Source organism: Halomicrobium sp. IBSBa, from assembly GCF_017612575.1.
GTDB lineage: Archaea > Halobacteriota > Halobacteria > Halobacteriales > Haloarculaceae > Halomicrobium.
Map to the genome: position 1 here is coordinate 525,146 of NZ_JADPQC010000002.1, position 21,192 is coordinate 546,337.

31 protein-coding genes are annotated in these 21,192 nt (G+C 66.3%); 14 read left to right on the plus strand and 17 right to left on the minus strand.

Translation table 11 applies throughout. The features are described from left to right. Positions 1-203 precede the first annotated feature (203 nt). Positions 204-1,223, plus strand: a complete 1,020-nt coding sequence (locus IL252_RS09395) for a hypothetical protein (RefSeq protein WP_208627782.1) — start codon at positions 204-206, stop codon at positions 1,221-1,223. 600 nt (positions 1,224-1,823) lie between these two features. On the opposite strand, the gene IL252_RS09400 is transcribed toward IL252_RS09395, so the two are convergent. The 4 genes from IL252_RS09400 to IL252_RS09415 form a co-directional block, all read right to left on the minus strand. Further along, positions 1,824-3,068: an aminotransferase class V-fold PLP-dependent enzyme gene (locus tag IL252_RS09400; protein ID WP_208627783.1), complete on the minus strand. Its 1,245-nt coding sequence runs from the start codon at positions 3,066-3,068 to the stop codon at positions 1,824-1,826. A gap of 174 nt (positions 3,069-3,242) precedes the next feature. Beyond that, positions 3,243-3,533 carry a DUF424 domain-containing protein gene (locus IL252_RS09405; protein ID WP_153552368.1) on the minus strand — a complete coding sequence of 97 codons (291 nt, stop codon included), beginning with the start codon at positions 3,531-3,533 and terminating at the stop codon, positions 3,243-3,245. After that, on the minus strand, positions 3,530-4,306 hold the full coding sequence (locus IL252_RS09410) for a tetratricopeptide repeat protein (protein ID WP_208627784.1): 777 nt from the start codon (positions 4,304-4,306) through the stop codon (positions 3,530-3,532). Before IL252_RS09410 ends, IL252_RS09405 begins: the two co-directional genes overlap by 4 nt. Positions 4,307-4,343: 37 nt before the next feature. After that, on the minus strand, positions 4,344-4,556 hold the full coding sequence (locus tag IL252_RS09415) for a hypothetical protein (RefSeq protein ID WP_208627785.1): 213 nt from the start codon (positions 4,554-4,556) through the stop codon (positions 4,344-4,346). Between the two features lie 70 nt (positions 4,557-4,626). On the opposite strand from IL252_RS09415, the gene thpR reads away from it, so the two are divergent. Continuing rightward, a complete protein-coding gene (thpR, locus tag IL252_RS09420; protein ID WP_208627786.1) occupies positions 4,627-5,187 on the plus strand; it encodes an RNA 2',3'-cyclic phosphodiesterase in 561 nt (186 codons plus the stop codon). A gap of 8 nt (positions 5,188-5,195) precedes the next feature. Here thpR and IL252_RS09425 read toward each other — a convergent pair whose 3' ends face one another. After that, a complete protein-coding gene (locus tag IL252_RS09425; protein WP_208627787.1) occupies positions 5,196-5,462 on the minus strand; it encodes a hypothetical protein in 267 nt (88 codons plus the stop codon). A gap of 201 nt (positions 5,463-5,663) precedes the next feature. Here IL252_RS09425 and IL252_RS09430 point away from each other — a divergent pair, with 201 nt between their 5' ends. Further along, a complete protein-coding gene (locus IL252_RS09430) occupies positions 5,664-6,467 on the plus strand; it encodes a ZIP family metal transporter (protein ID WP_153552373.1) in 804 nt (267 codons plus the stop codon). A 71-nt stretch (positions 6,468-6,538) separates the two neighbouring features. On the opposite strand, the gene IL252_RS09435 is transcribed toward IL252_RS09430, so the two are convergent. Beyond that, positions 6,539-7,048, minus strand: coding sequence for a hypothetical protein (locus IL252_RS09435; protein WP_208627788.1), 510 nt, complete (start codon positions 7,046-7,048; stop codon positions 6,539-6,541). 153 nt (positions 7,049-7,201) lie between these two features. Here IL252_RS09435 and IL252_RS09440 point away from each other — a divergent pair, with 153 nt between their 5' ends. From IL252_RS09440 to ftsY, 6 genes are all read left to right on the plus strand, one after another. Beyond that, positions 7,202-7,354 carry a 50S ribosomal protein L39e gene (locus tag IL252_RS09440; protein WP_015762202.1) on the plus strand — a complete coding sequence of 51 codons (153 nt, stop codon included), beginning with the start codon at positions 7,202-7,204 and terminating at the stop codon, positions 7,352-7,354. Continuing rightward, positions 7,354-7,632, plus strand: coding sequence for a 50S ribosomal protein L31e (locus IL252_RS09445; protein WP_153552375.1), 279 nt, complete (start codon positions 7,354-7,356; stop codon positions 7,630-7,632). Before IL252_RS09440 ends, IL252_RS09445 begins: the two co-directional genes overlap by 1 nt. A gap of 3 nt (positions 7,633-7,635) precedes the next feature. Next, positions 7,636-8,301, plus strand: a complete 666-nt coding sequence (locus IL252_RS09450) for a translation initiation factor IF-6 (protein ID WP_208627789.1) — start codon at positions 7,636-7,638, stop codon at positions 8,299-8,301. Between the two features lie 175 nt (positions 8,302-8,476). Further along, on the plus strand, positions 8,477-8,650 hold the full coding sequence (rpl18a, locus tag IL252_RS09455) for a 50S ribosomal protein L18Ae (protein ID WP_170093402.1): 174 nt from the start codon (positions 8,477-8,479) through the stop codon (positions 8,648-8,650). Next, a complete protein-coding gene (gene pfdA / locus IL252_RS09460; protein WP_170093403.1) occupies positions 8,647-9,108 on the plus strand; it encodes a prefoldin subunit alpha in 462 nt (153 codons plus the stop codon). The genes rpl18a and pfdA overlap by 4 nt, the downstream gene beginning before the upstream one ends. Positions 9,109-9,115: 7 nt before the next feature. Then, entirely contained in the window at positions 9,116-10,219 is a 1,104-nt protein-coding gene (ftsY, locus tag IL252_RS09465; RefSeq protein WP_208627790.1) for a signal recognition particle-docking protein FtsY, read from the plus strand. Between the two features lie 46 nt (positions 10,220-10,265). Here the strand turns inward: ftsY and IL252_RS09470 are convergent, their stop codons facing one another. The 5 genes from IL252_RS09470 to IL252_RS09490 all read right to left on the minus strand — a co-directional run bounded on the left by IL252_RS09470 (position 10,266) and on the right by IL252_RS09490 (position 12,998). Then, on the minus strand, positions 10,266-10,916 hold the full coding sequence (locus IL252_RS09470; protein WP_208627791.1) for a bifunctional 4-hydroxy-2-oxoglutarate aldolase/2-dehydro-3-deoxy-phosphogluconate aldolase: 651 nt from the start codon (positions 10,914-10,916) through the stop codon (positions 10,266-10,268). 70 nt (positions 10,917-10,986) lie between these two features. Beyond that, positions 10,987-11,358, minus strand: coding sequence for a cupin domain-containing protein (locus IL252_RS09475; RefSeq protein ID WP_208627792.1), 372 nt, complete (start codon positions 11,356-11,358; stop codon positions 10,987-10,989). Between the two features lie 3 nt (positions 11,359-11,361). Next, positions 11,362-11,790, minus strand: a complete 429-nt coding sequence (locus IL252_RS09480; protein ID WP_208627793.1) for a type II toxin-antitoxin system VapC family toxin — start codon at positions 11,788-11,790, stop codon at positions 11,362-11,364. Then, on the minus strand, positions 11,790-12,038 hold the full coding sequence (locus IL252_RS09485; protein ID WP_153552382.1) for an AbrB/MazE/SpoVT family DNA-binding domain-containing protein: 249 nt from the start codon (positions 12,036-12,038) through the stop codon (positions 11,790-11,792). The genes IL252_RS09480 and IL252_RS09485 overlap by 1 nt, the downstream gene beginning before the upstream one ends. A gap of 81 nt (positions 12,039-12,119) precedes the next feature. Next, positions 12,120-12,998: a hypothetical protein gene (locus IL252_RS09490; protein WP_208627794.1), complete on the minus strand. Its 879-nt coding sequence runs from the start codon at positions 12,996-12,998 to the stop codon at positions 12,120-12,122. Positions 12,999-13,098: 100 nt separating this feature from the next. On the opposite strand from IL252_RS09490, the gene IL252_RS09495 reads away from it, so the two are divergent. Further along, entirely contained in the window at positions 13,099-14,505 is a 1,407-nt protein-coding gene (locus IL252_RS09495) for a signal recognition particle protein Srp54 (RefSeq protein ID WP_208627795.1), read from the plus strand. A 7-nt stretch (positions 14,506-14,512) separates the two neighbouring features. On the opposite strand, the gene IL252_RS09500 is transcribed toward IL252_RS09495, so the two are convergent. From IL252_RS09500 to IL252_RS09520, 5 genes are read right to left on the minus strand one after another with little or no spacing between them, the layout of a single operon-like run. Continuing rightward, entirely contained in the window at positions 14,513-15,097 is a 585-nt protein-coding gene (locus tag IL252_RS09500) for an isoprenylcysteine carboxylmethyltransferase family protein (protein WP_208627796.1), read from the minus strand. Positions 15,098-15,145: 48 nt separating this feature from the next. Beyond that, positions 15,146-15,370: a hypothetical protein gene (locus tag IL252_RS09505; protein WP_208627797.1), complete on the minus strand. Its 225-nt coding sequence runs from the start codon at positions 15,368-15,370 to the stop codon at positions 15,146-15,148. Beyond that, entirely contained in the window at positions 15,370-15,840 is a 471-nt protein-coding gene (locus IL252_RS09510) for a universal stress protein (protein ID WP_208627798.1), read from the minus strand. Before IL252_RS09510 ends, IL252_RS09505 begins: the two co-directional genes overlap by 1 nt. Then, complete coding sequence (locus IL252_RS09515; protein ID WP_208627799.1) at positions 15,840-17,528, minus strand: cation acetate symporter; 1,689 nt, start codon at positions 17,526-17,528, stop codon at positions 15,840-15,842. The genes IL252_RS09510 and IL252_RS09515 overlap by 1 nt, the downstream gene beginning before the upstream one ends. Beyond that, the gene (locus IL252_RS09520; RefSeq protein WP_170095335.1) at positions 17,525-17,971 is read right to left on the minus strand and encodes a DUF4212 domain-containing protein; all 447 of its coding nucleotides are present in this window, start codon (positions 17,969-17,971) and stop codon (positions 17,525-17,527) included. The genes IL252_RS09515 and IL252_RS09520 overlap by 4 nt, the downstream gene beginning before the upstream one ends. A gap of 203 nt (positions 17,972-18,174) precedes the next feature. Between IL252_RS09520 and IL252_RS09525 the strand changes: the two genes are divergently transcribed. The 3 genes from IL252_RS09525 to IL252_RS09535 are packed head-to-tail and all read left to right on the plus strand — an operon-like array spanning position 18,175 to position 20,419. Beyond that, a complete protein-coding gene (locus tag IL252_RS09525) occupies positions 18,175-18,753 on the plus strand; it encodes a magnesium transporter (protein ID WP_208627800.1) in 579 nt (192 codons plus the stop codon). Between the two features lies 1 nt (position 18,754). Further along, the gene (locus tag IL252_RS09530; RefSeq protein WP_208627801.1) at positions 18,755-19,321 is read left to right on the plus strand and encodes a magnesium transporter; all 567 of its coding nucleotides are present in this window, start codon (positions 18,755-18,757) and stop codon (positions 19,319-19,321) included. A 48-nt stretch (positions 19,322-19,369) separates the two neighbouring features. Continuing rightward, a complete protein-coding gene (locus tag IL252_RS09535; protein ID WP_208627802.1) occupies positions 19,370-20,419 on the plus strand; it encodes a nucleoside recognition protein in 1,050 nt (349 codons plus the stop codon). On the opposite strand, the gene IL252_RS09540 is transcribed toward IL252_RS09535, so the two are convergent. Then, a complete protein-coding gene (locus IL252_RS09540) occupies positions 20,416-20,829 on the minus strand; it encodes a hypothetical protein (RefSeq protein ID WP_208627803.1) in 414 nt (137 codons plus the stop codon). The genes IL252_RS09535 and IL252_RS09540 overlap by 4 nt on opposite strands. Before the next feature lie 82 nt (positions 20,830-20,911). Between IL252_RS09540 and IL252_RS09545 the strand changes: the two genes are divergently transcribed. Further along, positions 20,912-21,192, plus strand: a 281-nt coding sequence (locus IL252_RS09545; protein WP_369334726.1) for a thermonuclease family protein, incomplete at its 3' end; no start/stop codon positions are given.

Genomic DNA, 21,192 nt, shown 5'->3' on the forward strand with positions numbered 1-21,192 from the left:
AGGCCCGGAGCGACACAGTATCAGCGCCGATAATTTGATGCCGTGTCTTATGTTCCGTTAGTCGCCTCCTTCTACTCGTATGCGTATCGCTCTGTCGACCCGCTTACTCGCTCGGGCGGCGACAGGACCCGTCTACCGTCGGCGGCCGAAGCACGGCGTCCCATGTAGCAGTATCGGCTCTGATACCTGCTGGGTGGTGGGCGATGGCTAGCCGGCCACGGGGCGCTCGCCGTCGCCTCGCCGCGCTCGCCGACGCCGTGAGCGTGGGGCCGATCCACGTCGTCACCGCCCTGCTGGTCGTCGCGGCGGTCGCCAGCGGCACACTGGCGGTGTCGGTCAGCGACGACGAGACGCAGGTTCGGCCTGCCGGCGGCGCGACGGTGGCCGAGCGGCTGGCCGACGCCGACGACACCGAAACCGAGGGGGCCGCGGCTCGCCGACAGAGCGTCGGCGGTGCGACCGAGTCCGACGGTCCGACCGCGTCGGTGAACGCGACGGACACCGACGCAGACGGACTGGTCGACGAGCGGGAACGCCGCCTGGGAACGGACCCGACAGATCCCGATACGGACGGTGACGGTATCCCCGACGGTGCCGAGGTCGACGACGTGCTGTACCCCGACGCCGACCCGCTCGAACACGACATCTACGTCGAGGTCGACGCGACCGGCGAGAATCGGCTGAGCGAGACCGCGGTCGACCTGATCGAGCGGACGTTCGCGGACGCGCCCGTCGAGAATCCGAGCGGTGAGTCGGGGATCGACATGCACGTGCTCGTCGACGACGGAGGACTCGAAAGCAACGCCACCGTCTACTCTACCGACAGACCCGGACCGCGCGACGACATGTACGACTTCCGCGAGGACCACTTCGACGCCAGCGGCTCGGCGTACTACTACGTCGTCCTGGCCGACGACGTGGCCTACGACGGACAGCCCCGCTACGTCGGTGCCGGCCGACCCGGTATCGTCGCGATGCAGACCTTCGACGCGCCGAAACTCACCGCGTCGCTGTTCATGCACGAACTGGGACACGCCTTCGGACTCGACGGCCGGGCCGAAGGCGTCGACAGCAAGACGTACTCCACCGAGGAGTACGACAGCGTCATGAACTACAACGGGCTGTACGACCAGCTCGATTACTCGAACGGCACGGACGGCCTCGGCCGCGACGAGTGGCAGTACGTCGCCCGAGAGCGCCACCAGCCCGGTGACGACGGCTGACGCCATCCTCGGGCCAGCCGCCGCCGTCGCCCACGGAGCGTGGCACCTCGCTCGCGGGACCGCGCTCCGGCGCGGACGCCCGTCGGTTATACGCTGAACAGGCGCAATACCACGGCGTTCACGCCGTGGATACGCGCCGTCACTTGGGGAAAGTATCCACGTTCGACAGCATTCTGAGTTTCAGAATACTGGTGTTTAAGCGACAGGAAACCTTATCAGTAGGGAGGAATCGGTCGGAACGGAGCGGATTCCGAACCGTCCTTCGGAGGTGGCCTGTCCACCCACGCAATGAGACAGTATCCGAAAGGGGAGTCGGTGAACGCACATTCCAGCAGAGTGTGTCTGTGCCGACTGCTCAAAGCGAGTCAGAAGGTACCCCCGACTCTGCTGACGCCTACTGGCGTCCCTGTGGCAAAAACAACACCGGGACGCCATATACGGTCGAGGATAGGGGTAACGGCCACTTGGCATGGCCAGCAGTCCACCAGTCCGACACTGTGGGACTACCCGTGCCCGAAAGGACTGGGAGTCCGGTGATTGGACTCCAGACCTGAAACTCCCACCGCTCGGGATTCCTCCGCGTTCACGCGGAGGAGGATGTCAAGCGAACAGTTCGCGGGCCTGATCGAGTGCGTCGACCAGCGCGTCGACCTCCTCGCGCGTGTTATAGATGTAGAAGGAGGCCCGCGTCGACGCGGAGACGCCGAGCTTGTCGTGTAGCGGCTGCGTACAGTGGTCGCCCGCGCGGACGGCGACGCCGTTGGCGTTGAGAATCTCCGAGACGTCGTGGGCGTGAATGTCGTCGAGCGTGAACGAGACCAGCGCGGCCCGTTCGTCGCCGCCCGGCCCCAGAATCTCGACGTCGTCGAACGCCTGGAGGCGGTCGTAGGCGTACGACGCCAGCTCCGTGCCGTGGCGGTGGACGCGCTCCATCCCGATCTCGTCGAGGTAGTCACAGGCTTCGGCGAGTGCGATCCCCTCGCTGATGACCGGCGTGCCGGCCTCGAACTTCCAGGGGAGTTCGTGCCACGTCGAGTCCTCGAACGAGACCTTCTCGATCATCATGCCTCCGTAGAGGTACGGCTGCATCGCGTCGAGCAGGTGCTCTTTGCCGTAGAGGACGCCGACGCCGGTCGGACCACACATCTTGTGGCCCGAAAAGGCGAAGAAGTCCGCGTCGATGGCCTCCACGTCGACGGGCATGTGTGGCACCGACTGCGCCCCGTCGACGAAGATCAGCGAGTCGTGGTCGTGGGCGACGTCGGCCAGCTCGGCGACGGGGTTGACGGTCCCCAGCGTGTTCGAGACGTGGACGACGCTGACCATCTCGGTGTCGTCGGTGATCAGCTCGCGAGCGTGGTCCATGTCGAGGCGTCCGTCCTCGTCGACCTCGACGAACTTCACCGTCGCACCGGTCTTCTTGGCGATCTGTTGCCAGGTCACGAGCGCGGCGTGGTGCTCCATCTCCGTGAGGACGACCTCGTCGCCCGGCCCCAGCTCTGCCAGCCCCCACGCGTAGGCGACCGTGTTCACCGACTCCGTCGTGTTCTTCGTGAACACGACCTCTTTGCGCCCGCCGCTGGCCCCGATGAACTCCGCGACCCGGTCGTGGGCCTCCTCGTAGGCGATCGAGGCCTCCTGGCTCAGCTGGTGGAGGCCGCGGTGGACGTTGGCGTTGTAGTGTCGGTAGTAGTGGCTGATCGAGTCGATGACCTGGTCGGGCGTCTGGCTCGTCGCCGCGTTGTCGAGGTACACGAGCGGCGTTCCGTCGAACTCTCGGTCGAGGATGGGGAACTCGTCCCGGATGGACTCGACGTCGAGGGCCTCTGTCTCACTGTGGCTCATTACCTATAGCGTAGGCTCGGACGGGGAACTTTCCTTCGGTTCGTCGGCTCGTTGCCAGGTCGCTCCCGCCGGTCGTCACTGTTTCGAGGCGTCCTGATTCCGGACGCGCATGACGACCAGACGGACGGCCACCAGTACGAGCCGCCGTCGATCACCCACTCGACGATCCCTGCGTCACATCCAGAGCAGTTGTGCGTGGCGCGTCCCGTCGATGTCCAGCACGTTCTCCTCGTCGATGAACCCGTGTTCGACCGCCAGCGTGACGGTCTCGGTGCCAACGAGGTTGGCGACGGTACACTGCGAGAGGCTGTCGAGGACGGTCTGCTCGTCGACTTCCTCGCCGTCGTAGAATCCCTCGTCGACGGTCAGCGAGATATCGCCGTCGTCGAAGGTCTCGCCGATGATGTCGGGATCGCACACGGAGACCAGCGTCCCTTCGTCGGTCTCGCGTTCGTTGAGGATCATTCGAGCAGTTCTTGTTCGGCCTCTTCGCGCATCTCTTCGGCTTCCTCGACCAGTTTCTCGGCGCGCTCGTACTCTTCCATCTCCTCCAGTGCGCGGGCCTTCTCTTCGAGGATGTCGGGGTTGCGAAAGCCGAGGCGGGTGGCGTTGTCGAAGGCGTCGACGGCGTCCTCGGCCAGCCCACGCTCAAGCAGGAAGAAGCCGCGGTTATACCAGGCTTCGGCGAAGCGCGGGTCGATCTCGACCGCTCGCTCGGCGTGTTCGAGCGCCTGTTCGGTCCGCCCGGACTCCCACAGCGCGTACGCGAGGTTCGTCTCGGCCGTGGCCGCGTGCTCGTTGCTCGCGCTCGGCGCGTCGTCCCCGAGGGCACCGCCAGCGTCGCTCTCTTCTTCGACGTTGAGGGCTTCCCGGTAGGCACCGATGGCGGCGTCCCACTCTTCCATCTCGGCGTGGGCCGCGCCCTTGTTGGTCCAGGCCTCCTGTTCGATCCGCTCGTCGTCGGCGAAGCGAGCGGCTCGTTCGAAGGTCTCGGCGGCCTGTTCGTGGCGGTTGATGTGGACGTACGAGACGCCCACGTCGAGCAGTTCCTCGGCGTCGACTGCGTCGGTCGGGACGTTCTGCTCGTCGAGGATGTCGGTGACGACTCGGGAGTCGACGGGATCGACCTTGTCCGTGTCGACGGCCAGCTCGGGCGGATCGATGTCGAACCCTTCGTAGGGCTCGTCGAACCCCTGCCCCGAGGAGAACTCGTGGTCGTCGCGCTCTCGATCAGTCATACACCGGGGTTGGCGGTCAGGATGGTTAAGGGCTACGTCACTCGCCGTCCGCGGCGGTCGCGTCTGACTCGACGGCGTCTGCCGGAACGTAGACGGCACTCACACCGAGGTACAGGAGACCGCCGACGACGAGGAGCGCGGCGATGGGGACGTTTCCCGGACTGACAGCACCGACCAGGAGTCCCACCGCGACCACGACGACCGCCGTACAGCGCCGGACAGTCCGTTGCAGGGCGACAACGTCTTCCATATCGGTCTCTGTGCGCCGGGCGAAATAGTGGTTGTGGAAGACTCAAGTCAGCGACGCCCGACCGTTCCGTATGAGCAAGCGACTGTTCGTCAGCGTCGGACTGGACGGGCTGTCCGAGGCGGTCGCCACGGTCCAGGAACCCTTCGTCGACGCCAGCGGCCTGAACCACGTCGACCCGGAGCAGGCCCACGTCACCCTGCAGTTTCTCGGAGAGACGGAGTCCCACCGTGTCGAGGAACTCGTCGAGGAGCTACACGCCGCCGTCGCCGACAGCGGCGTCGATCCGTTCACCGCCGGCTTCGAGGGGCTCGGCGTCTTCCCGAGTCTGGACTACATCGAGGTCGTGTGGCTGGGCGTCGAGGACGGCAGCGAGCAGCTGACCCGCCTCCACGACGCGATCGAGGACCGGACCACCGCGATGGGGTTCGAACCGTCCGACCACGAGTTCACGCCACACGTCACGCTCGCCCGGATGAACCACGCCGGAGACAAGGAACTGGTCCAGGAGCTCGTTCGCGAGCGCAATCCGACTGTGGGCACGCGCCACATCGAGGAAATCAGACTGACCGAGAGCGTCCGCACCGACGCGGGGGCGCTGTACTCGACGGTCGCGTCGGTGCCGCTGTCGTGACCGGCCGATCAGGGACCCAGCCCGAGCGGTGCGCCCGGTTTGATCCGAGTCGCGATCCACTCTTCGCCCGCCGAGTCGGCCGGCGCGAGTGCGAGCCGGACCGTGGTGCCGACCGGCCGCGCCGCCAGCTTCTCGCGGACCAGCGCGTCGGCGTAGTCGACCACGTGGTGGGTGGTAGTCGTGCCGGTCTCCCGGACCGTCACCGAGCCGTCGTCGCCGACCGCATTCTCGATAACGAACGTCTTCCCACTATCTCCTGACTTCACCGTAGACATGTTTCTGAATTCCACTAATTCCTGTATAAACGTTCCCCAAAAGGTGGTTAGAACAGTTCGATGTGTTATACCGGTGCCCGCCAGTACAAGGACGATGTGACAATCGAAGGTGTACTAGGACTTCCCCGTCCCCCGATTTAGGGCTCCCAAAAACATCGGATTAGTGATAGTTTTTATCCCGTCGTATCTGCAAGGGTCGATATGGCTCTCGTCGAGAATCTCGTGTTGGTCTTCGTCGCTGGACTGATTACGGCGCTGGCCACGGGGCTCGGTGCGATCCCGTTTTTCGTCGTCGACGACTTCAGCGATCGCTGGAACGTCGCGCTGTGGGGCGTCGCGTCCGGGATCATGGTCTCGGCGTCGCTGTTCGGACTCGTCCGAGAGGGGCTTGCCTACGGCTCGTCGATCCTGCTGGTGCCCGGACTGCTGGCGGGGGTCGTGCTCGTGGTCGTCGGTCACCGCGTCGTCGACTCCTACGACCATCATCCCGAAACGTTCGAGGAAGCGGACTTCAAGAAGCTCGTCCTCATCCTCGGGGTGTTGACGATCCACAGCTTCCCGGAGGGTGTCGCCGTCGGCGTGAGCTTCGCGGAACTGGGGCTGGCCGGCGCTGAGACTGTCACCGTCCTCGGCCTCGGACTCCCGGTGCTCGCGGTGTTCATGACTGTCGCCATCTCGATCCACAACGTCCCCGAGGGCGTCGCCATCTCGATCCCGCTGCGGACCCTTGGGGTCAGCGAGTGGAAGATGGTATGGTGGGCCGTCTTCTCGTCGCTGCCCCAGCCCATCGGTGCGGTCATCGCCTTCGCGTTCGTCCGACTGGCACAGGAGTTTCTCCCCTTTGGCTTCGGCTTCGCAGCCGGGGCGATGGTGTATCTCGTCGTCACGGAGTTCGTTCCGGAAGCCCTCGAATACGGGCGTGATCTCCCCGACGGCGGTCGGAGAGAACTCGTCACCGGTGCGGCTGCCGGTATTCTCCTGATGGTGCCACTGGCGTTCGTCTGAGACGAACTGTTGTCGCCGTTTGCCCGGTCGACCCACGACAGCGGGGGACGCGATTTCGGAGTGGCCGCCGCCTAGATGCGATTCTTGACGACTTCGAGGTCGACGAACGCACTGAGGGTCTCCCCGTACTCGTCGACGCGGTTCTCCATCCGATAGTTCGAGTGGTCGACGACGAAGTAGTAGGGGCCGGCCACGTCGAGTGACTCCCGTGCGCCGTTCTGGGTCGACGCCTCGTAGGTCGACCCGTCGTCCGACTTCGGGACCGCGGCCTTGCTGAACTCCTCGTGGCCGCTCGGGGTCTCGGTGGGCTCCTCGTCTTTGACGTACGCGTCGTAGTGCTCGTACTGGTCTTCGCCCACGAACAGATACACGTCGAAGCGCCGATCGTCCGATCGGACCGTGTACGAGACGGCACCGCCGGTGTCGGACACGTCCGGGATCGTCTCGACCCAGCCGCTACCGGGCTCGACGCGGATGCTCTTTTGAACGCTCACGATCGCTTCTCCGCCCAGCCCCAGACAACCGGTGGCTCCGAGCGACACTGCGACGCCGGCAGACCGCAGAAAGCTCCGCCTTTTCATTACTGATACTATCACGATCACAACAGCATAATACTGTCTGGCCAGTTTCCATCTCTGATAACTCCCGCCACAGCGCCGTGGTCGTCGACGGTGCTGCCAACGCTGACCGAAAAGAACACACATTTAAGCTACGGCGCGGAAGGGACGCACATCATGAGCAACAAATCGAAAGCCCAGAAGAAGCGCCTGGCAAAGCTCGACCGCCAGAACAGCCGCATCCCCGCGTGGGTCATGCTCAAGACCGACCGCGATGTCCAGCGCAACCACAAGCGTCGCAACTGGCGGCGAGGCAACACTGACGAATAATGAGCGCTAACGACTTCGAGGAACGGGTCGTCACCGTTCCGCTCCGCGACGCAGACGCCGAAGCGAACCACAAGAAAGCAGACAAGGCGATGTCCATCGTCCGCGAACACCTCGCGAAGCACTTCGCCGTCGACGAGGACGCCGTCCGCCTGGACCCATCGATCAACGAAGCGATCTGGGAACGCGGTCGGTCGAACCCGCCGAGCAAGCTCCGCGTACGCGCCGCCCGATTCGACGAAGAGGGCGAGAGCGTCGTGGAAGCCGAGACTGCAGAGTAAATCTTGCTCCGCGCGGCCTTCTCGGGTTCGTCGTACGTCGGTGTCTTCGCACGGGCGACGGACGACTGTCTGCTGGTTCGCCCCGACATCGAGCAGCCGCTACAGGACGCACTCGGTGCCGAACTCGACGTGCCGGTCGTCCCGACCAACGTCGGCGGCTCCGGCACCGTCGGCGCACTCGCGACCGGCAACGAGAACGGGCTCCTCGTCTCCAGTCGCGTCCGCGACCGCGAGGTCGACCGGATCACCGACGCCGTCGACATCCCGGTCTACGAACTCCCCGGCCGGATCAACGCCGCCGGGAACGTAGTACTCTGTAACGATACCGGTGCGTACGTCCACGCGAATCTCTCGGACGACGCCGTCTCGGTCGTCGAGGACGCACTCGACGTGCCGGTCGAGCGCGGGACGCTCGCAGACGTCGAGACCGTCGGGACCGCCGCCGTCGCGACGAACCGCGGCGTCCTCTGTCACCCCAAGGCGACCGACCCGGAGCTCGACGCCCTCGAAGCGCTCCTGGGCGTGCCCGCCGACATCGGGACGATCAACTACGGCGGACCGCTGGTGGGCTCTGGCCTGCTGGCAAACACCAACGGCTACGTCGTCGGCAACGACACGTCCGGTCCAGAGTTGGGTCGGATCGAAGACGCACTTGGCTACATCGACTAGTTTCCCGTCGTCGGCGATTCGTTCCGTGTTCTCTCGGTGGCGCTCTCGCCACACAGTTCTCGTACGTACTACCAGTATCGACGAACGCCGTACGCTGGGCGCGAATCGATCGGCGACGCCCGTTCGCTGTCGCGCAAGGAGAAGATACTTCCCTATCCCCGCCGCATCCAGAGTCATGAGTGAATTCACGGTCACCGGGACGTTCGAATCCCGCGACGGCCCACAAGACTTCGAGAAGACGGTCGAAGCACCGAACGAGAACGTCGCGCGAGACCGAGCGTTCGCCGCCTTCGGCTCGGAGCACGGCCTCAAGCGCACACAGGTCGAGATCAGCGAGGTGGCACAATGATGGGCGGTGGCGGCGGTGGCGGCGGCCAGATGCAGCAGATTCAACAGGAGATCGAGCAGATCGAACAGGAGCAGGAAGCCATCGAAGAGGAGATCGAGTCCCTGCGCAACGAGCAGACCGAGATCGACGAGGCCATCGAGGCCATCGAGACGCTCGACAGCGGCGACACGGTGCAGGTCCCGCTGGGTGGCGACGCCTACCTCCGTGCCGAGATCCAGGACATCGACGAGGTCATCGTCTCGCTCGGTGGCGGCTACGCCGCAGAGCGCGCGGAAGCCGGTGCCATCGACAGCCTCGAGACGAAGAAAGACACCATCGACGACCGCATCGAGGACCTCGAATCCGACATCGCCGAGCTCGAAACCGAGGCCGAGAAGATGCAACAGCAGGCCCAGCAGATGCAACAACAGCAGATGCAGCAGATGATGCAACAGCAGGAAGAAGGCGACGACGAGTAAGGGGCCGATGTTCGACGGACTGAAAGACAAGCTCGGTAGCTTCACCTCCGACGTCGAGGAAGACGTCGACGACGAGGCACAGGAGGCCATCGAGGAAGACGCTGCCGAGGCAGACAGCGCGGCTCCCGAGAGCGATGCCGAACAGACGGACGCCGCTCTCTCGGCAGACGCGGACACAGCGGACGCTCAGGCAGCCGACGCGGACGATGCGTCGGACGACGACGGTCGCGGCCTGACCGAGAAAGCCAAGATCTTCGCGTCGGGCAAGTCGATCATCGACGAGGAGGACCTCCAGGGCCACCTCGACGATCTGGAGCTTGCTCTGCTCTCAAGCGACGTGGAGATGGGCGTCGCCGGAGAGATCCTCTCGGGCGTCGAGGAGAACCTCGTCGGCGAGACGCGTCGTCGTCTCTCCAGTACGGGGAATCTCGTCCGCGACGCGCTCCGCGAGTCGCTGTACGACGTGATCAGCGTCGGGCAGTTCGACTTCGAGCAGCGGATTCGGGAGGCCGACAAGCCCGTCGTCATCATCTTCACCGGCGTCAACGGCGTCGGAAAGACGACGACGATCGCCAAGCTCTCGGAGCGACTCGAACGGCAGGGGCTCTCGACCGTGCTCGCGAACGGCGACACCTACCGTGCGGGTGCGAACGAGCAACTTCAGAAGCACGCCGACAACCTCGGCCGGACGCTGATCTCCCACGAGCAGGGGTCCGATCCCGCAGCGGTGATCTACGACGCCGTCGAGTATGCCGAGGCGAACGACACCGACGTAGTGCTTGGCGACACCGCGGGGCGGCTTCACACCTCGGACGACCTGATGGCCCAACTGGAGAAGATCGACCGCGTGATCGATCCGGACATGACCGTCTTCGTCGACGAGGCAGTCGCGGGACAGGACGCCGTCAACCGGGCTCGCGAGTTCGACGAGGCCGCCGAGATCGACGGCGCGGTGTTGACGAAAGCCGACGCCGATCCCCAGGGCGGGGCGGCGATCTCGATCGCACACGTCACCGGGAAACCGATCCTCTTCCTGGGCACCGGCCAGGAGTACGACGATCTCGAACGGTTCGATCCGGAGGAAGTCGTCGATCGACTGCTCGACACCTGAGTACGCGTCTCCGTTTTTCGCGATCTCCGACGCGAACTGTCGCCGATCAGTTCCGCGCGTCCTCGACGGCCTGGACGAACTCCGCGGCCTGTTCGCGGACGCCGTCCATGTCGCCGGCCTCGATGGCCTCGTAGTTCACCAGCGCAGAGCCGGCACCGACCGCGACCGCACCGGCATCGAAGTAGTCGGCGACGTTGTCGGCCGAGACGCCGCCGGTCGGCATGATCGGCACGTCACCGAGCGGGCCCTGGAGTGCGCCGATGTGGCTCGGGCCGACGGTCTTGGCGGGGAACATCTTCAGGATGTCCGCCCCGGCGGCCATCGCCGCGTCGGCCTCGGTGGGGGTCATGACGCCGGGGATGGCGACGACGCTCTCGCGATTACAGACCTCGATGACCTCCTCGTTGAGGTTCGGGGCCAGCACGAACTCCGCGCCGGCCTCGATGACGTTGCGCGCCGCGGCGGCGTCCATCACGGTGCCCGCGCCGATGACCGCATCCGTCCCTTCGAGCGCGCGGTCGACCTTCGCGATCATCTCGCTGCAGCGCTTGGCGTCGGCGGTCAGTTCCAGCGCCGTCACGCCGCCCGCGTGGATCGCTTCGGCCACGTCGACGATGTCGTCTTCGGGGATGTCGCGCATGACTGCGGTGACGCCGCTGTTGACGATGCTGTCCACGACTGCCTGTTTGTTCGTCATGGGCGAGGCTGCGTGGGGCGGTGACTAAAGCCCATCTCTTTGCCCGCCGGATCTGAGAATCGCAGACGCTTCACTCCGCGTCGTCGTAGGGGATCGCCGGATCGGTCTTGGGCGCGCCCGTCCCCATCACGGTCACGTCGCCGTCGGCCTCGGCGGGGTTGTACGCCCGGTGGGGGCTCTCGGGCTCGGCCACGAACACCTCGCCTTCCGGGACGACGAACGCTTCTTCGGGCGTCTCGACGTGGAGCGTCCCCGAGAGCACGACGAAGGCCTCCTCGCGCTGGCGGTGTGCGTGGTAGACGCGGGGTAGTTGCTCGCCGGGGGCCATGGTGTACCGGGCGAGGTGGAGCAGCGACGTGTCCGCCTGGTCGGAGACCGCTCGTCGGTCACAGGGGTAGTCCGGCGTCGCGTCGATCTCGTCGGGGTCGATCTGGTGGTACATGAGTTAGCTGTGTGGATCGTGTGGTGTGTCGAGACGGGTGAGTTCGTCCACAGCGTCGAAGTCGTCGTCGAAGCTGTAGACGTATTCGATGCCGGTCCGTCGCATGTAGGCCACGAGTATCGCGTCCGTCAGCGAGAGTCCGTCGTACTGTCGGAACAGTGAGCGACCACCGTCGAAGTCGGTCCTGGTCGTCTCGTCGAGTTCGAAGTCTGTGCTCGCCTGGAGCGCGTCGAGCGTTTCGATCGCGGTCTCGTTGCCGACCCGCGTGTGCAGGTAGTTCAGCGTCTCCGTGAGGGTGTGTTCCGGGATTCGTCCCGTCGGCAGGGTCCCGGTCTCGATGGCCGCCCTGATCGCGCGCCCGTCCTCGTGGTGCTGGTCGTTCGCGATCCGGGCCGCGATGAGGACGTTCGAGTCGACGAGTGCAGTCGCCATCAGTAGTCTCCGGCGACTGCGTCGTGGTCGGCGGCGGCGTCTGTGGGTTCCTCGGCTTCGACGGGATCGAGATCCGAGAACGCCCCGCGACGGCGTTCGACGATCTCGACGCTCAATTCGCCGTCGTCCGTGACACGCCAGCGGAGTCTGTCGCCAGCTTCCAGTCCGAGTTCGTCCCGGACGCTCGCCGGCACCGTCACGGAGTAACTGTCGTTGACCGTCGTCTCGTCCTCCGTGGTGTTGGACATGCCTATCGATTGACGATGTGCCCGAATAAATTTGCTGGGTAATTACCACAGTCGCCGGTGATGCTCGGGTGACGGCACGACTCACTGGCCCGTCAGCCGTCGATACACGTTCGTCCGGACCCGATAGGCCAGAATAGTGGCGAGGAGTAGCGCGCAAACGGTCGACAGACCGGGATAGACGAGCCCGCCGGCCGCTCCGAAGGGGATTCCGACGGCACTGAGGACGAACAGTGCCGGTACTGTTGCCAGAGAGAGCCCGAACACGGACAGGACGAGCAGCGTGACGAACTCTGAGGCCCGGTCCCCGCCGTCGTACCGAGCGTTCAGGCCTGCACAGACTGCCGCGCCGGCCACTGCGAGACCGATCGTCGCCGGCCCAGCGTCAACGCTGACGTTCCGAGCAGGAGAGCGCAGCAGGTACTCCGTGTAGATCGCGAACCCGACGAGCCCGAGACAGAGTCCAACGAGAGCGCCCTGGACAGCACCGAGAAGTACGTTCCGGTACTGTTCGTACCACCCGGGATCGGTTCGATAGCCCAGCACGTCAGCGATCAAAAGGACGAACAGGGAGGTCAGGGACGGCAGCAGAAACCACGGCACGGTGTACAGTCCGTCACCGAGTACACTCTGGTAGAGCAGTGTCGGGACGATCGCGAGCGCCCAACCGGCGAAGAGGGCGCCGGTGAACCGTATCCGCCGCTGGTGGGCGTCGGTGGTCGTTATCCCACGGTCGGTCCGCAGCCACGAGTACCCGGCGACACCGCCGACGAGCAGTGCAGGGAACGTCGCTAACTGAAGGACGAACACCCACTGGGGCGGCAGGAAGGCCTCGGAGGTCGCCCTGTAGTAGTTCCTGACCGCACTCGCGGCACTGTCGACGACGAACGAGCAGCACAGTCCCCACTGGAGGGCCGCGACGAGGCTCTGCCTTCGCTCCGAGGGCGGCGATTCAGCCGGCATATTTCCGCCCCGAATTCGACTGATATAAGTGCTGTGGAACTGCCGAGGGCTCGTCCCAGCAGACAAAGGCTTTAACGACGGGGTCGCGTATCTCCGTCAAATGGTACTCGACGATCTGGGCAGTTCCCTGCGGGGGACGCTCGACGATCTCCGTGGCAAGTCCCGCATCTCCGAGGAGGACATCGAGGGCATCGTCAAGGAGATCCAGCGGTCGCTGCTGCAGGCGGACGTGGACGTGGGGCTGGTCCAGGAGCTATCGGACAACATCGAGTCGCGGGCGCTGGACGAGGAACCGCCCGCCGGCACGACCCCGCGGGACTGGGTCTTGCGCATCGTCTACGAGGAACTGGTCGATCTGGTCGGCGAATCCACCGAGATCCCACTGGAGAACCAGACGATCATGCTCGCCGGCCTCTACGGGTCGGGGAAGACCACGACCGCGGCAAAGATGGCGTGGTGGTTCTCGAAGAAGGGGCTCCGGCCGGCGATCATCCAGACCGACACCGACCGGCCCGGCGCGTACGACCAGTCCAAGCAGATGGCCGAGCGCGCGGAGGTGGAGTTCTACGGCGACGAGGACGCCGACGATCCCGTGAAGATCGCCCGCGACGGGCTGGCAGCCACCGAAGACGCCGACGTGCGCATCGTCGACACGGCCGGTCGTGACGGGCTGAACGAGGAACTGATCGAGCAGATCGAACGTATCGGCGCGGCGGTCGAGCCCGACCGGAACCTGCTGGTGATCGACGCCGCGATGGGGCAGTCCGCGAAGGACCAGGCCCAGGAGTTCGAGGACGCCATCGGCATCGACGGCGTCACGATCACGAAACTCGACGGCACGGCGAAAGGTGGGGGCGCGCTGGCCGCGGTCGACCAGACCGACTCCACCATCGCCTTCCTCGGGACCGGCGAGACCGTCAAGGACATCGAGCGCTTCGAGCCGTCGGGCTTTATCTCCCGGCTGCTGGGCATGGGCGACCTGAAGCAGCTCACCGAGCGCGTCGAGCGCGCCATGGAGGAGACCGGCGAAGAGGAGGGCGAGTGGGAGCCCGAGGACATGATGGAGGGCTCCTTCACGCTGAAGGACATGCGCAAGCAGATGGAGGCGATGAACAACATGGGGCCGCTGGATCAGGTGATGGACATGATCCCCGGGCTGGGCGGCGGGCTCATGGACCAGCTGCCCGACGACGCCATGGACGTGACTCAGGAACGGATGCGGGACTTCGAGGTCATCATGGACTCGATGACCGAAGAGGAACTGGAGAACCCCCGCGTCGTCGGCCAGTCTCGCACCGAGCGCATCGCCCGCGGGTCGGGCAAACCCGAGGAGCGCATCCGCGAACTGCTCCAGCAGCACAAGCAGATGGACCAGATGCTCAACCAGTTCCAGGGCATGGGCGAGGGCGACATGGAACGGATGATGCAGCAGATGCAACAGCAGGGCGGCGGCCCCGGCGGCGGCATGGGCGGGATGGGCGGCGGTGGCGGTCCCTTCGGCGACTGAGTTTTTCTCACCACACGCCCGGAATCAGCCGGTAGGGCGTCCGTTCGACGTAGTTCTCGTAGCCTTCGAGTCGTTCACGGAGCGCGCGCTCCTCGACGGTGATCCGATGGCTGAACCCGATCAGTGCACCGCCCAGCGCCGCGAGGACGCTCACGGCGTTGCCGGTGACGAGGCCGATCCCGAGGTAGGTCACGACCGCGCCGGTGTAGGAGGGATGGCGCACCCACCGGTACGGACCCCACTCGACGACGGTGTGGTTGTCTTTGACGGCGACGCGGTGACTGAACTGCTCGCCAAGCGCCAGCATCGCCACGAGCCGCAGGCCAAAGCCCGCGAGCATGGTGGCGATCCCGAGCCAGAAGGCGAGGACGGGCGCGCCCAGCGAGCCGACGCCGGTGAAGGGGACGCCCACGGCGAGGGCGGTCCCGACCGTCGTCGCCGCCCAGAGGACGCCGAAGGAGCCACGCTCGACGGGGATGTCGGTGTCGGCGTCCCAGAGCCACCGGGCGACGGCCTCCCGCAGTGCCAGCAGGCACGCCGTCCCGAAGAGAACGCGGAGGTACGGCGACTGCACGAACAACGGCCGCGCCATGGGGCGATTTACGTCCCGTTCGAAAAAAGCGATTCCGTTTTCGGGCGGTCAGTCCGTCTCGCCCTCACTCCTGGCCGCCGCGAGCGACCAGAAGAAGCCGTAGTAGGCGAGGACGCCGGCCCCCATCGTGAGGTAGTAGGCCCACTGTGGGCCGGCAAGCAGGTCGAACAGCAGGGTCACGGCCGTGACCCAGATCACCGCGAAGGCCAGGTCGACCAGCATGCCAGAGCGGTGTTCCTGGACGTGTTTGCCGATCGTTTCGAGGACGCCCATCAGGCCTCGTCGCCCTCCCCGTGTGCGTCGACGACCAGCACCGGCAGGCGAGTCCGGCGCAGCACCTTCTCGGCGACGCTGCCCAGGACGACCCGCGAGAGCCCCGACCGGCCGTGCGATCCCATCACGACGAGGTCGATGTCGTTGTCCTCGACGAACTGTCGGATCGCTCGGGCCGGCTGGCCGGCCGTGACGTGTTCCTCGACGGTCAGGCCGTGCTCGGCCGCCCGGTCGACGACGTAGCCGGTGGCGTTCTCGGCCTCGTCGGTGACTTCCGTCATCTCGTCGAGGTCGCCCCGACGGATGCGGTCGATCTGTTCGGTGCCCAGCGAGTAGTTGGTCGCGTCGATGTCGACGACGTAGAGCGCGTGCAGCGTCGCGTCGTACTTCGCGGCGATGTCGATCGCGTGCTCGACCGCGCTCTCGGCCGTGTCGCTACCGTCTGTCGGGACGAGAATGTTGTCGTACATCAGTCATCACCTGGCGTTTCCGCACCGCTGACGACCTCTTCGGCCGTCTGCTGTTGTCCCATCGGCTCCGGGCTGTGACACTGGCGGACCATCCGTTTGGTCTCCAGTGGCGGTTCGTCGGTGACCAGCGAGACGGCGATCGTGACGACGAACACCACCGGCGCGGCGACCAGCGCCGAGCCGATCGCCGGGAGCCACTGTGCGAGGGCCGCCGACAGCACGCCGTCGGAGCCGGCGGCACCCGCGAGGATGCCGTAGCTCGGGACGACCTCGTTGATCATCGGGACGAGCCAGATGACGAGCCCGGTCGACATCCCGGCCAGCGCGCCCTGTCGGTTCGTGTTCTCCCACCAGAGGCCGAGGAAGAACATCGGGAAGAGCACGGAGCCCGCCAGCGAGAAGGCGTAGGTCACCAGCGCGGCGATCGGCGCGGCCGGGTCGAGCGCGGCCAGCGTCGTGATGACGCCCAGCGCGACGATGCTGAGGCGACCGACCAGCACCTGCTGGCGCTGGGTCGCGTCGGGGTTGATCATGCCCTTGTAGATGTCGTGGGAGATGGCCGACGAGCCGGCGATGAACAGGCCGGCGGTCGTCGCGATGGCGGCGGCGATCCCGCCCGAGGCGACGAGGCCGACGAACCACTCGGGTAGCCCCGCGAGCTGGGTCGCCAGCACGACGATCACGTCGCCCGCGGCACTGGACATGCCGGGATCGCCGTAGACGGCACCGATCTCCTTGGCGTAGAGGTCGGTCCCGAAGGCGGCGAAGGCCGGCGCGCTCAGGTACAGCAGGCAGATGAAAAAGAGGCCCCAGACTGTCGACCAGCGGGCCGTCCGCTCGCTCTCGACCGTGTAGAACCGCACCAGCACGTGTGGCAAGCCACAGGTCCCGACCACGAGCGTGAACGCCGTCGCGATCCACGTGTAGTAGCTCTCGGTGGTGAACGGCTCGCTGAACTCGGCGCTGAGCGCGCCGATCAACCGACCGTACTCCAGCTGGGGCAACACCGTCGAGTACCCCTGGGTGTACCCGACCGCGTAGAGGCCGGCCAGGAACGCGACGATGAGGATGACGAACTGGACGGTCATGTTCTTGGTCGCGCCCAGCATGCCCGACAGCGTGAGGTAGCCCACCGTGATCGCCATCATCAACACGACCATCGACTGGTACCCCGAGAGGCCGGGGATGCCGATGTCGCCGAAGATGTACAGGCCGACCAGTCCCATCCCGCGGGCCTGCCCGATGGCGTAGACGAACCCGATCAAAAAGGTCGTCACGGCCGCCATCGCGCGTGCGCCGTCGGAGTTGAAGCGGTCACCGACGAAGTCCGGTGCGGTGTACTTCCCGAACCGGCGCATCTGGGCGGCCATGAAGATCAGGAGGATGAAGTAGCCCGTCGACCAGCCGACGACGAAGGCCAATCCGTAGAAGCCAAACAGCGCGATCGTCGCGGCCATCCCGAGGTAGGAGGCCGCAGACATCCAGTTCGCGCCGATTGCCATCCCGTTCTCGACGTTGCCGATCGAGCGGCCGGCGACCCACATGCCCTCGGTGTCTGCCACCTTGAACACGTAGCCGACCGCCAGAAAGAGCAAGAGCATGGCCGTGACCATGATCCCGGGGATGAGCTTGAACGAGATTTCGAGTCCCTCCGGGAGCAGGCCCGACTGGAGGAGGAGGCCGCTCATTCGGCGGTCCCTCCGTCGGCCGCGGTCGCGACCTCCGTCTCCGGTTCGGGCTCGGTCTCGTGGCTGATCCCGTACTCCTCGTCGAGCGCGTCACGCTTGCGAGCGTACCAGATCGACAGGAGCAACGCGCCGACTGGCGCGCCGATCCCGACCAGGAAGTAGTGCAGCGGGAACCCGATGACCGGGATGGGTGCCGTCATCACGCCGGGGATGATCGGCGTCAGCGAGACCGGGCCGAACACGATGAGCAGCCACGCGACGAAGCCCGACCAGATGATCCGCAGGTGGTCGCGCATGAACGGCGTCGACGGACTGAAGATGTTGACTTCAGCGTCCAGGTACGCCACGCCGTCCTCGGTCGCGACGCCGCCGTCCGGGCGGGGGTCGGACTCGGTGGTCGACTCGTCGGCTGTGCTGCCGTCGTCAGCATCACCATTTTTCATGATGTACACTGGGTCGGTACTAACGCCTGTTTGAAAACTCTATGGTCGAAATGACAGATAAACGTTATGCGAGTGGCGGTCGATTGCACGCAGACACACCCGCCGGCCGCTTCGCTCTCCGCGGCAAGTGACAACTCACGTTGTCGGCCCGCGACGCGCAGCGATGCACCCCCTTTTTGGACTGTCCGGTCGTTCCGTCGTCAATGACGGTCCGCGAGATCGCCGCGGCGGCCTACCGGGAGACGATCCCGGTGCTGGTGTTGAGTGCGATCGGCGGCCTGTTCGCCGGGCTCGTCCTGGTGGGGATGGAGGCAGAACTCGCGGCCGTCCCCGGTCTCCTGGTCCTGGTGCCGGCACTGCTCGCGACGCGGGGCAACGTCTACGGCTCGCTGGGCGCGCGGCTCGGCTCTGCGCTCCACCAGGGTGTCATCGAACCCACGCTCGGCTTCGGCGACGAGCGGCTCAACGCCGCGATCGCCGCCGCGCTGGCGAACGGCGTTCTCGTCAGTGGCTTCGCGGCCGTGCTGGGCGTCGTCGTGTTGCGTGTCCTGGGCAGCGAGTCGGCCGGCCTCGCGACGCTCGTCGCGATCTCGTTGCTCGCCGGTCTCCTGTCGGGACTGTTGCTGACGGTGGCCGTCGTCACGGTCGTCGTCGTCGGCTACCGTCGCGGACTCAACCCCGACACGCTCGCCGGCCCGGTCGTGACGACGACGGGCGACGTGGTCGGCATCGCGACGATGCTCGTGGCCGCACGGGTCGTGCTCGCCGTCGGGGGTGGCTGAGATGGTCGAGGGATCGGCCGAGTGGTCGGTGTCCGCCATCGTGCGGACGATGCTCCCGCTGCTGTGCGTGTTGACCGCGATCGAACTGGTCAGTGGACTCGTCCTGGAGTCCTTCGAGGCGACGCTGCTGGCCGCGCCGTCGCTGCTCCTGCTCGTCCCGGTGACCATCGGGATGGGCGGCAATCTCGGCAGCGTGCTGGCCGCCCGGCTCTCGACGGCGCTTCACCTCGGCCTGCTCTCCTTTTCGCCGACCGACGACCGCCTCGCGGGCAACGCCGTCGCGACGATCGGGCTCTCGCTGACGGTGTTCCCGCTGGTCGGGGCCGGCGCGTGGGGGCTGACCGCCGTGGTCGGCGAGACGGGGCTCACACTGGGCACCGTGGTCCTGATCGCGCTCCTGAGTGGCCTCGTGCTGTCGGTGCTGGCCGTCGTCGTCACCGTGGTCACGACCTACGCGGCCTACCGCTACCGTCTGGACCCCGACGACGTGGTCGTGCCGGTCGTCACCAACGTCTGTGACGTGCTGGGCGTGTTGGTGCTGTTCGGGGTCTACCGGGTCGTGGCGTGATCGGCCGGGACCGACGCGCCTTTGCTCGTCAGGTCCCCAGCACCGCCCGTGCAGCCACACGTCGCCCTCCAGTCGGTCGGTCCGGTCGTCGATCTGCTCTGGGGGACGGTGCTCCCGCGGGTGGGGACCATCGCCGTCACGCTGGCGCTGGGCGTGTTCCTCGCCGATCTCGCCGTCGCTTTCGGGATCGTCGAGTACATCGCGACGCTCTCGAAGTACCTCACCGAGCCGGCGAACCTCCCCCGCGAGGTCGGCACCGCGATCCTGGCGACGACGGCCTCGCCGACGGCGGGCTACGGGATGCTCGCGGAGTTTCGCGAGTCGGGCGTGCTGGACGACCGCGCGACGCTGGTGGCCGTCACCATCAACACGTTCTTCGGCTTCGCCCAGCACATCTTCACCTTCTACGCGCCCGTCTTGATCCCGATCCTCGGGCTCCGGGTGGGACTGCTGTACGTCGGCGCTCGCGCCGGTATCTCGCTGGCGATTACGCTCGTAGGCATTCTCGCAGGCGCACTCCTCCTCTCGAACCGCAACGTCGACCGCAGCCGGATGCCCGAGGTGGAGGACCCGACCGAGGAGAACGACACCGCCCACGAGAAGTTTCGGGACGCGGCGGCGTCGACCGCCGAGAAGCTCCGGGACATCCTGCCACGTCTGCTGGTCATCTACGCGATCGTCGCCGTCCTCGTCGCCTGGCGCGAGATCCCCGCGCTGGTGACGCTGGTCGGTGCCCTGAGCGAGTCGGGCGCGGCCAGCGTCGTCCCGTCGCTGTCCGAGAGCGTCGGCGCGTTCACGAGCGCCGTCGGCCTGCCAAGCGCCGCCGTCGGCGTCGTCGCGGTCTACACCATCGACACCACCAACGGCTCGATCGTCCTCGCGCCGCTGATCGAGAACGGGACCTTCACCCCTCGTCAGGCCGTCGCGACGATGCTCGTCGGCGGGATCGTCTCCTTCGCCGTCTCGACGTTCAAGCGCTCGATCCCGTTCCAGTACGGCATCTGGGGGGCCGACTTCGGCTCGAAGGTGATCGCGGTCAACACGACGCTGAAGGTCGTGTTCATCGCGCTCGCGGTGGTCCTGTTGCTCGTCCCCTAGACGAGCGGTCCCAGTCCGCCCCGGTCGACGAACCGATCGGTCCCGTACCGGACGAGTGCCTCCGCGAGGCCGGGGAGGAGTGCGAACCCCAGCAGGAGCGGCCAGACGACGAGGTACGAACTGAGCGGATGCAGGTGCGTGCCGTAGGCCCACTGATACACCGTATCGCCGAGCACCCAGAGGGTCGCGGCGGCCGGCGTGACCAGTGACAGTCGGACGAGCAGGTACAGCGGGACGGCACCGATCAGGAAGAGGCCAACGAGGGCGTAGCCGACGCCAAAGGCGGTCGCGGCCACGTCGTCGGTCGCCCAGTACACGCCGTTCGCGCGCAGCCACGCGAACACGACGGTCGCGTAGACGATCCCACCGACGGCGGCGATGACGCGAGGGTCGCGGAGCTTGGAGGGCATCGTCCGTCACTGCACCGCCCTCCCACATCAATCTCGTGTCCCGACGCTAGAGCTTTGGGTCTCCCCGGCCACCGGACACACGATGGACCGTCGGTGTTCACTGCTCGTCGCCGTGCTGGCCCTGGCCGCCCTCGCCGGCTGTCTCTCGGGCGGGCCACAGACGCCAGCCGCGCCCGGCGACGCCGTCCCGGCAGGGAGCGACACCGTCGACGCCACGGTCACCCGCGTCGTCGACGGCGACACCGTCGAGATCCGGTACGACAACGGGACCTTCGACACCGTCCGGCTGCTCGGGATCGACACTCCCGAGACCCGCGGCGGGACGAACCCCGCGGAGTTCGAGGGCGTCCCCGACACCGCGGC